The sequence below is a fragment of the Thermosipho affectus genome (genome assembly GCF_001990485.1).
In the GTDB taxonomy this organism is placed as follows: Bacteria; Thermotogota; Thermotogae; order Thermotogales; family Fervidobacteriaceae; genus Thermosipho; species Thermosipho affectus.
This window is the reverse complement of record NZ_LBFC01000017.1, coordinates 1-8835: the sequence shown is the minus strand read 5'-3', so window position 1 is coordinate 8835 and position 8835 is coordinate 1. Positions and strand designations below refer to the sequence as shown.

The window sequence follows — 8835 nt, the reverse complement described above, 5'->3', positions numbered from 1 at the left end:
TACCACTTTTTCATCTCTTCTTTGTCTACCCCTTCTAATAACTCTTTAAATCCTTCTTCTAATTCTTTTTGCGTTATACCACATATGCTCGCATACCTTGGATCAAGTGTCATATCGTTTAAATTGTTCAACCCAGAAAATATCGATGCTTTCGAAAATTTGGTTACCCCTGTTATAAATACAAATTTTATATATTCATCTGCGTCTTTTATCACCGAATAAAAGTTCTTAAGGCTTTCTCTCATCTCTTTTGCTATCTCTTTTTCTTCTATGTTGTCTAATATCGGCTTGTCATATTCGTCTACTAATATTACTACTTTTTCTTTCTCTTTTTTGTATACCTTTTCTATTAACTCCAAAAACCTATCTGGTATCACTTCTTTTTCAAGTTCCAGTTCATATTCTTTTGCATGATCATCTATTATGTATTTCATCCTTGTTTCAAGTATTTTTACATCCTTTGTAACTCCCGCTCCAAAGGATATATAGATAACAGGATATTTTTTACTCCAATCCCAATTCTTCTCAAGGTATAACCCTTTAAATAGTTCCTTTTTTCCCAAAAATGCTTGCCTCAACGTGTCTAAAAATAAGCTCTTTCCAAACCTTCTTGGCCGTGAGAGAAAAAAATATCCCGATGTCTCTTCACTTAACATCTTTATAAATCTCGTCTTATCTACATAATAAAAACCTTTATCCTCTCTCAGTTTTGCAAAACTTTGTATCCCTATCGGTAATCTCTTCATACCTTCCACCACCTATTTGGTCTTTACGTATATATTCTAACACTTAATAGCAGTACTAGCGAGGTTAAAGAGTATCAATGGAGATTATTTTGTTTAAATCTATACATTTTACTTCATCATTTTCTTCTAAATCTTTAAAACCATTTTTTGAAAACAAATAATAAATGATTTTTGTCGGTTCATATTTAAGGTCTTTTAAAAGAAATGGGATTTTTTTTCGAAGATTATTCAACACTTTTCCATCTACTTTTTTATTTGTCCATTTGCATTCACCGATGTATAGGATATTGTTTTTAATGCCAACAATATCTATTTCATTACCAGCATCCCACCATCTTCCTACTTTTTCAACACCGATGTGTTTTTTTAAATATTGTTTTGATATCTTTTCAAAAGTGAAAGAGGCGTATTGAGAAATGGTGAGTTTTATTTTTTCAAGGAGCCTGTTTCCAAGATCTCTGTATATCATTTCTTGATAGGGATAAATATAACGGAAGAAAAATCTGAGATATTCATCGTTTATGTAGTAGAATGCCTTTTTTCTGGGTTTTTTTAAAGAGAATGGTTGTTCTTTTTTTACAAGCTCAAGTTCAAGGAGCCTTGCAAGATACGTACCTATATTTTTATACTCCACACCACTTTCATTTGCTATTTCATTTGGGGTAGTTTTTCCATTTGCTATAGCAGTTAAAATGGAAAAGTAATTTGATGGATCCTTTTTGAATTCTTCAAGAGTTAGGAATTTTCCTTCCTCAACAAGGAATTCTCCAGGAGTTAAAAGCTTTTCCTTTAGTGCATCCCAAAAATTTGTATATTCGGAAAATTCCAACAAATAAAGTGGAATACCGTCTGTAACTCCGTATGCAAGAACATTATCTTCTTTCTTTTTGAACTTAAAAAATTTCATAGAATCCTCAAAATCCATTGGAAGTATTTTGTATTGCCCCGTTCTGCGACCATATATCGGGCTATTATGAGAAAGAGCTATTTTTTCTATCATACCACTGTATGATCCACACAAAATGAAATTCACACACTTTTTTGAAAATTCTTTGTCCCACCATCTTTGAAATACAGATAGGAAAGTTTCATCTCTATAAGGGATGTATTGAAATTCGTCAATAACAATAGAAGTTACTTTTCGCAAGTCAATTGCCATGTTCAAAAAAGAAAAAAATTCTTCCCAGGAATTAATCCTGAGAGTTTCTGGAAGATTTATGAGTTCTTTTATTTCATTTAGGAATCTGTTCATTAACATGGTACTTCCAGAAAGGTCTGCAGTGAAAAAAAGGCCGTTCCTTACTACATGTTCAAGAAGAAAAGTTTTTCCCACTCTTCTTCTACCATAAATTACTATCAATTCAGCCTTTTTACTGGAAAGTTTTCTTTCAAGAAACTTTCTTTCTTTTACTCTGTTTATGAACATATTACCACCTCAAATAAATTATACCATAATTTACTAAAGATATATTTACTAAAGTTATCTTTAGAAAATATACAAATTGATAAAAGTTGGAAAGGTTAGAGAGGGTTAGAACCCTCTTTTTGTCATTCTGAGTGTGTATGCGCGAAGAATCTTGAAATGACTGACGTTGTGGAAATAAGATCCTTCGTCACTTCGTTCAGGATAGCAAAAGATAGGATTATATCAACAATAAAAATATTTCAATGGGTAAGGCAATGATGTTTTCTTTTTTAAACAATGTATTTTTTGTTATAAGTATTCCGCTATTGAATGTTTTTTTCATTGTTAAAAAATCTGAATGAGAAATTTTGTTCTGATATTTAACTTCTATTGGAATAATTTTTTCATTTACATTTATAAGAAAGTCTATTTCTTTTCCTTTTTGAGAGTACCAAAAGTATGGTCCAGAATAAAGAACCAGGCCATTGGAGAATTCTTTTGAAAATCTTAAAAGGTGTAGAAAAACTGTTTGTTCGATTTGCTGTGGTAATTGTATTTGCACTCCTGTTATGTTTTCTATAACTTTGGTGATTATTGTGTCAATTGGATATATTTTTTTTTGCTTTTTTGGTTTTATATGTTTTTTTGAAAAATCATAGAAAAACAGTATTCCTATAAGAAAGTTCATTCCCAGTAACTGCATGTAACTTTCTACGGTGTTTTTTGAGTTTATTCCTTCTATTTCACTTGCTATCGAATTCCAGGAAAATCTTTGCCCTATTAATTGAGGGAATTTATAAAGAAGCTGGTTCATTATAAATCTTGATCTATTAAATCTTTCTATATCTCCATAAAGATAGGCTTTGTATGTGTTTATTGTTTCTCCTGTTATTGAGGAATTTTCAAGATAATCATTTATGACTTTTGGGAATCCTCCGCTGTTTAGATATGTAGTAAATTCATCTTTGTACATTGAAAGCTGGAGAGCTAATTGTTTTAGTTCTTTTTCCTTTAGAAGAAAAAGATCCTTAAAATTGTAACGTATTTTTACGTTATTTTTTTGCTCTACAAATTCTTTGAATGTAAGAGGAAGATAAGCAATATCAACACCAGCCAACCTTCTTCCAGGGAGTCTTTCCGCAGAGCGTTTAAGGTCATACGCAGAAGAACCTGTTAAAATAACAAATGAGTTTTCTAATAGTCCCGTATCAAATAGATGTTTTATAGCTTTTTGCCAATCTTTAACACTCGAAATTTCGTCGAGGAAGATGTATGTAGTTTTTTCCTTTTTGTTTCCAAAACTTTCAATGAAGTTGAAGTAATTCAACAACAATTCTAACAGCTCTTTATTATCTTCCACCATATCCAAAGAAACGTATAGAATACTAACAGGATTTTTCCCTAATTTGATTAATTTTCTTATTAATAATTTTAAAACGGTAGTTTTTCCTATTTGTCTTGGCCCTCTTAATATGTAGATACCTGGTTTAAATTTTTCAAGAGTTTTCATAAAATGTGGAAAATGTTTGAATTGACTACTTTTAAATTTCTTTATGTGCATATCTATGTCTATTAAATTTTTATCCTTCCACCATGGATTTTGCCGTTGAACAAAAGAAAACTCCATAGACAACACCTCCTTTAAGTTTTTACTAATTTATTATACCATATTTATCACCATATTGACCAAATAGGTACCTATTTGGTCATTGTAATGACTATATATTCCCGTTTAGGAAATTAGCGAGATTGGAGAGGTTGGATAGATTAGAGAGTGTTGGGACGTTTTTGTCATTCTGAGGAGCGTTAGCGACGAGGAATCTTGAAAGATGATTGAATGGATATGGTATAATAATTTTGAAATTATGGAAAAACGCCCAAAATATAAATTTACCGTTGTGATTGAAAAAGATGAAAATGGCTATTTTGCATATTGTCCTGAACTTCAAGGGTGTTATACCCAGGAGGATACTTATGAGGAAGTTTTTGAAAATATAAAAGATGCCATAAGCTTATATATTGAAGATAGATTGGCAAACAATGAGGAAATTGCGATGGCAGAAAGCATTTCTTTAACAGTAGTCGAGGTGTAACATGCCAAAGTTGCAACGAACAACATCGAAAGAAATGATTCGATTTTTATAGAGCAATAGATTTATACTTGTGTGCTCAAGTGGTAGTCATAGAATTTATAAAAATTCTAAAGGAAAACATGTAACGGTTCCATTTCATTCCGGAAAGGTTCTCCATCCTAAGTTGTTAATTAGTATTATAAAAGATACGGGATCAACAAAAGAAGATTTTCTAAAACTGCTTAACAAGTAGTAAATTGAACACAGAATAGGAAAAAGACCATTCGCTTGTGCTCAGGATGACATCCCCTTTGCCTACCCGCTTCTTTTGAATGATAAAAAAGGTGGAGGGACAGCAATTTTTTCGACACCGTCGACAAGTTCGTCAGGGCTTGACAGTGTTCGACAAAGGACAAAGGGCTTTACAAATTGAGAAATTTGTATTTTCCCGAAAGTTTTAGTTTTGTTCCTTTTGTAATTATTATTTTTCGTTCTATGAATGTGTTTAATATAGAATATGCGGTTGTTCGTTTTATATTGTTTTGCTGTAAAATTGTTAAGAATTCGTCTCTGTTTCCTGTAAGGTCTTTGAGTAATTCAAAGGCTTTCTTTTGGAGCGGTGTAAGTTTTAATTCGGTTAGGTATTCGTTTGTAATTTTTTTTATGGTAAGTATTGTATCTTCTTTTTTGAGAATATCTTTTTCTATGTTTTCAAAAATGACTTTGGAAAGCATCCATAAAACGTCTCGGGGATTTCCGTCGGCAAATTCGATTATTGGATCAAGGGATTCTGATGGGATGATATTCATAAATTTGTGAATTCTTCTTAAAAGGAGTTCTTTTATGTCGCTATCTGTTAATTCTTCAAGAAGTATTATGTCCTTGAAGATATTTTCCAAATTTCCAGACTCGTTCCATCTTAGTCGATCAAATTTGTATTCTCTGTATATAGAATAAGGTAATGTCATTATTGTGATTATGTTTTCAAATAGAAGTTCGTTTTTTAGGGCATCGACTATTTGAAGGGTATCACTTTTACTTTCTTTATCTAACTCGTCTATAATAAGTGCAAATTTTCCTTTTACAGAGACTATTTTCCTAAGTAGCTCTCCAAGTTTTTCTTTTGCAGCAAAAAAGTTAAACCTTGGCGTTTTACTTTTTTGAAGATTGGTATTAGCAGAGCCGTATAAGCTTATGCCAAGGGAAAATCCTTTTACCGTAGAAACTTCCTCAATCACCCATTCTTTTGTTTCTTTTGCAAGCTTTGAAAGTTTTTTGTCTTTTTCCAAGCCTTTGGATAAATTATAGAGAAGATCATACAGTATACTTTCTACAGATTCTCTAAAGGTTAGTGTAATGCGCTTTGAAAAGACGTTTTCACATTTTATGAAATTGAGTACCGTTGTTTTTCCTATACCAGTTTCTCCGGATATTCCAAAGATGCCAAAAGGATGATATTTTATAATATTATTCAAGTTCTTAATTTCTTTGCTTCTGTTAACCAGTAAGTTTTTTTCTTTTAATTCAAGTGGTTTGTCTACTATGTATTTTATAACTTCTGAAAGGCCCACAATAACACCCCCCTGGTTGGTGCTTTAAACAAATTATATCATATTCGACACCGTCGACAAGTTCGTCAGGGTTTGACAGTGTTCGACAGGTTGGAGAGAGTGGCGAGGTTGAAGCCTTTTTATCATTCTGAGGAGTGAAACGACGAAGAATCTAAGAGCCTTCGCTAACGTTCAGGATGACATCACCTTCACACTACGTGTTCAGGATGACATCCCCTTTTTTTGTCATTCCGAACTCGCATGGGTGAGGAATCTTATGTGATATAATTTAAATGAATTTTTTAATAAGAAAAGCAAAATTATTGCTACACAGTGAAAGGTATTTTGTTAATAGAATTTTTTGAGGTGATAAAATGGTTTCCAGTAGTAAGATTCATATAGAAAAACAAAAGCTTGAAAAAATAACAGAGATTTTAAAGAAGAATGGAGCAAAGAAAATTGCGATATTTGGTTCTCGAGTTAGAAATGATTGGAGAAAGAATAGTGACATAGATATCCTCGTGGAGTTTCTTAAAAAGCCAAGCCTTCTTGAAATTACGGGTATAAAACTTGAAATAGAGGATAACATAGGAGAAAAAGTGGATTTAATAACTTTTGAAGGTTTAGATGATTACATCAAAGAAAAGGTTTTATCGACAATGGTGGTGGTATATAGTGAAGAATGACATAGTATATCTTAAACACATACTTGATTCAATGGAGGCTATACTTGATTTTGTGCATGGAAAAACATACAATGAATTTTTAAAGAATCGTATGATGTGGTCAGCTGTTATTAGAGAAATGGAAGTCATAGGCGAAGCAACTAAAAATCTTTCACATAAATTCAGGGAAAAATATCCGGAAATTCCGTGGAGAAAAATGGCGGGTATGAGAGATGTCTTGATTCATGGATATTTTAAAACTGATTTAGAAGCGGTATGGAAAACGGCTGTGGAAGACATTCCAATTCTAAAACCTAAAATAGAGAGAATTATAAGAGGTTGATGACAAAGGGACAAGATTCCTCGCATACGCTCGGACTGACAAAAGAAGAGAAGCATTCGGGATGATATTCTTTTTTGTCATTTCGAACCTGGGCGTGTGAGGAATCTTATAAGTCATAATTTATCACTTAAATCTTCCCATTTTGGATTCATGGATTCAACTAATTTATTCTTTTTTTCTCTTCTCCATCCTTTCAATTTTTTTCACGTTCAATACACTCTTTTATATCTTCATACATTTCAAAGTAAACTAATTTATTCACGTTATACTTTTTTGTAAAACCATCAATAAGTTTTTCCTTATGTTCATAAACCCTTCTTTGAAGGTTGTTTGTAATGTCTATGTACATAACTTTGTTGTTCCAATTTGTGAGAATGTAAAGAAAGTATTTTTTGTTCATGGTTATATCTTAGCATATGGTAAGATCCTTCGCTTACGCTCAGGATGACATTCTTTTTTTGTCATTCCGAACCCGCAAGGGTGAGGAATCTAAGATCTTTCGTCACTGCGTTCCTCAGGATGACATCCCCTTCAACTTTGCTAGGGTGATAAGAAAAAATTTTGAAACACTCCCAGAGTATTTTATTATATTTCTGTATCTATTTTGTGCTTTTGGATTAATCTCTTACTATTTTTGAAACAGGCCCACACTTTAAAACAAAAAGAATTTTATAAATAATAATATTTGATAAACAAAAATGTGACATATTAATTACTTTTTTCTATTGTTATGATATTGCATAAATTGTATAATATAACTTGAAGTTTAATTAAAATCTGCAAATATCTCTTATTATCAAATATTTATATTAAAATGGGGGAGAAGCTATGAAAAAACTTATAGTATTATTTTTTGTATTTGTATTTTTATTATTAGTTACTTATGGATTCTCACAACAAAATGTGATTAAAAAAGGTTCAACTATTATTTACGGCTCAGAAGATCAAAAACTTACCCCAGGCAATGGAGGTGGAGGAATAGGAAGTTCGTTTATTTGGATAGGTGTTTATTTAGTGCAAAGATTTGTTGATCACACATACAATGAAGTTGAGTCAAAGGTATTTAATTACGTTAAAGAATTTTTAGCTTATAGCTGGAATAAAGCTTTTGAAAAGGCTAAAATGTTTTTTAAAAGATACTATGAATTTTTAAGACAAAGCTATCCAGATGCGAAAATAGATGCTGATTACAGTTTGAAAGAAAAATAATTTATAGCATCTAAGGGGGAATAATATGATCAAAGCAAATACGTCTCTTAGTCTTAAGATATTAATTCTTATTCTTGTTTTTGTAGCTATTTTTGGATTTTTTTCATCTAAAGTCTTTGAGCTTTATTTTTCTATTCTTGGTATAACACTTATTTTAAATTTTTCACTAAACACAAACAAACTACTCAGTAATAGTATATTATTTCTCTCAATGCTTATATGGTTACCCATTGGTTTAAAGGTAAATTTTGATTTATTTGGCTTGGCAGCGCCATTTTTGTTTTCCAGCTTAACCTTGACATTAAGAGAAAAAAAGGAAAAAATCATATGGGGAATTTTTGCTATAGTTTTATTTTTTGAAATGGTTGCGTTAGATATACAAGTTTCAACAGCTTTCTTTTATATATTCATAGGCATAATTGTTCCTATGGCAAGAGAAAATTGTAAATAAAGACTTCTAAAAAAGAAATGAGATTCTTTTTTTGTCATTCTGAGGTGAAGAGCACTGAAGAATCTAAGATCCTTCGTCACTGCGTTCCTCAGGATGAGAAAGGGACAAGATTCCTCGTGTACGCTCGGAATGACAAGAAAACTCCAACCTCTCCAACCTTGCCAATCTCGCCATCATACTCTTTCCCATTCAAAGTATGCTATATTCCTTTCTTCCTTGTCAAATTCTACTCCTATTATGTATATCTCTTCGCACTTTCCTTTATACTTTTCATGATATCTTTTTTCTTTTAGCTGCTCTAGTGCTCCCTTTTTCTCTTTCCCTTCTATTACTTTAAATTCAAATATATAACATTTTTCTTCAAACCTTACCGTTAAATCTATCCTTCCTTTAT

The 8835-nt window shown here is 31.6% G+C and carries 12 protein-coding genes; 6 read left to right on the top strand and 6 right to left on the bottom strand.

What is annotated here, in order from left to right; genetic code table 11:
• The 3 genes from XJ44_RS04295 to XJ44_RS04285 all read right to left on the bottom strand — a co-directional run.
• Positions 1–746: ATP-binding protein (locus tag XJ44_RS04295; protein WP_158071828.1), on the bottom strand; the 746-nt coding region annotated here is incomplete at its 3' end.
• Between the two features lie 64 nt (positions 747–810).
• Positions 811–2172, bottom strand: coding sequence for an ATP-binding protein (locus tag XJ44_RS04290; RefSeq protein ID WP_077198183.1), 1362 nt, complete (start codon positions 2170–2172; stop codon positions 811–813).
• Positions 2173–2389: 217 nt separating this feature from the next.
• Positions 2390–3778, bottom strand: a complete 1389-nt coding sequence (locus XJ44_RS04285; RefSeq protein ID WP_077198182.1) for an ATP-binding protein — start codon at positions 3776–3778, stop codon at positions 2390–2392.
• 238 nt (positions 3779–4016) lie between these two features.
• Between XJ44_RS04285 and XJ44_RS04280 the strand changes: the two genes are divergently transcribed.
• Together XJ44_RS04280 and XJ44_RS09500 are read left to right on the top strand one after the other, a co-directional pair.
• Positions 4017–4244 carry a type II toxin-antitoxin system HicB family antitoxin gene (locus XJ44_RS04280; protein WP_077198184.1) on the top strand — a complete coding sequence of 76 codons (228 nt, stop codon included), beginning with the start codon at positions 4017–4019 and terminating at the stop codon, positions 4242–4244.
• A 70-nt stretch (positions 4245–4314) separates the two neighbouring features.
• Complete coding sequence (locus tag XJ44_RS09500) at positions 4315–4476, top strand: type II toxin-antitoxin system HicA family toxin (RefSeq protein ID WP_158071827.1); 162 nt, start codon at positions 4315–4317, stop codon at positions 4474–4476.
• Positions 4477–4645: 169 nt separating this feature from the next.
• Here XJ44_RS09500 and XJ44_RS04270 read toward each other — a convergent pair whose 3' ends face one another.
• Positions 4646–5794 (bottom strand): ATPase, encoded by a 1149-nt coding sequence (locus XJ44_RS04270; RefSeq protein WP_077198181.1) that lies wholly within the window; start codon positions 5792–5794, stop codon positions 4646–4648.
• Between the two features lie 353 nt (positions 5795–6147).
• On the opposite strand from XJ44_RS04270, the gene XJ44_RS04265 reads away from it, so the two are divergent.
• On the top strand, positions 6148–6459 hold the full coding sequence (locus XJ44_RS04265; RefSeq protein WP_077198180.1) for a nucleotidyltransferase family protein: 312 nt from the start codon (positions 6148–6150) through the stop codon (positions 6457–6459).
• Positions 6449–6781 carry a HepT-like ribonuclease domain-containing protein gene (locus tag XJ44_RS04260; RefSeq protein WP_077198179.1) on the top strand — a complete coding sequence of 111 codons (333 nt, stop codon included), beginning with the start codon at positions 6449–6451 and terminating at the stop codon, positions 6779–6781. Before XJ44_RS04265 ends, XJ44_RS04260 begins: the two co-directional genes overlap by 11 nt.
• A 193-nt stretch (positions 6782–6974) precedes the next feature.
• Here XJ44_RS04260 and XJ44_RS04255 read toward each other — a convergent pair whose 3' ends face one another.
• A complete protein-coding gene (locus XJ44_RS04255) occupies positions 6975–7181 on the bottom strand; it encodes a GIY-YIG nuclease family protein (RefSeq protein ID WP_198927380.1) in 207 nt (68 codons plus the stop codon).
• A 428-nt stretch (positions 7182–7609) separates the two neighbouring features.
• On the opposite strand from XJ44_RS04255, the gene XJ44_RS04250 reads away from it, so the two are divergent.
• Together XJ44_RS04250 and XJ44_RS04245 are read left to right on the top strand one after the other, a co-directional pair.
• Positions 7610–7990: a hypothetical protein gene (locus XJ44_RS04250; protein WP_077198178.1), complete on the top strand. Its 381-nt coding sequence runs from the start codon at positions 7610–7612 to the stop codon at positions 7988–7990.
• Positions 7991–8015: 25 nt separating this feature from the next.
• Positions 8016–8441: a hypothetical protein gene (locus tag XJ44_RS04245; RefSeq protein ID WP_077198177.1), complete on the top strand. Its 426-nt coding sequence runs from the start codon at positions 8016–8018 to the stop codon at positions 8439–8441.
• A gap of 173 nt (positions 8442–8614) precedes the next feature.
• Here the strand turns inward: XJ44_RS04245 and XJ44_RS04240 are convergent.
• On the bottom strand, positions 8615–8835 hold a 221-nt coding region (locus XJ44_RS04240; RefSeq protein ID WP_198927379.1), incomplete at its 5' end, for a PD-(D/E)XK nuclease domain-containing protein.

Bases quoted from the DNA above. Each gene is read 5' to 3' on its own strand.
- XJ44_RS04290 (WP_077198183.1), bottom strand. From the start codon at position 2,172: ATGTTCATAAACAGAGTAAAAGAAAGAAAGTTTCTTGAAAGAAAACTT.
- XJ44_RS04285 (WP_077198182.1), bottom strand. From the start codon at position 3,778: ATGGAGTTTTCTTTTGTTCAACGGCAAAATCCATGGTGGAAGGATAAA.
- XJ44_RS04280 (WP_077198184.1), top strand. From the start codon at position 4,017: ATGGAAAAACGCCCAAAATATAAATTTACCGTTGTGATTGAAAAAGAT.
- XJ44_RS04265 (WP_077198180.1), top strand. From the start codon at position 6,148: ATGGTTTCCAGTAGTAAGATTCATATAGAAAAACAAAAGCTTGAAAAA.
- XJ44_RS04255 (WP_198927380.1), bottom strand. From the start codon at position 7,181: ATGAACAAAAAATACTTTCTTTACATTCTCACAAATTGGAACAACAAA.
- XJ44_RS04250 (WP_077198178.1), top strand. From the start codon at position 7,610: ATGAAAAAACTTATAGTATTATTTTTTGTATTTGTATTTTTATTATTA.
- XJ44_RS04245 (WP_077198177.1), top strand. From the start codon at position 8,016: ATGATCAAAGCAAATACGTCTCTTAGTCTTAAGATATTAATTCTTATT.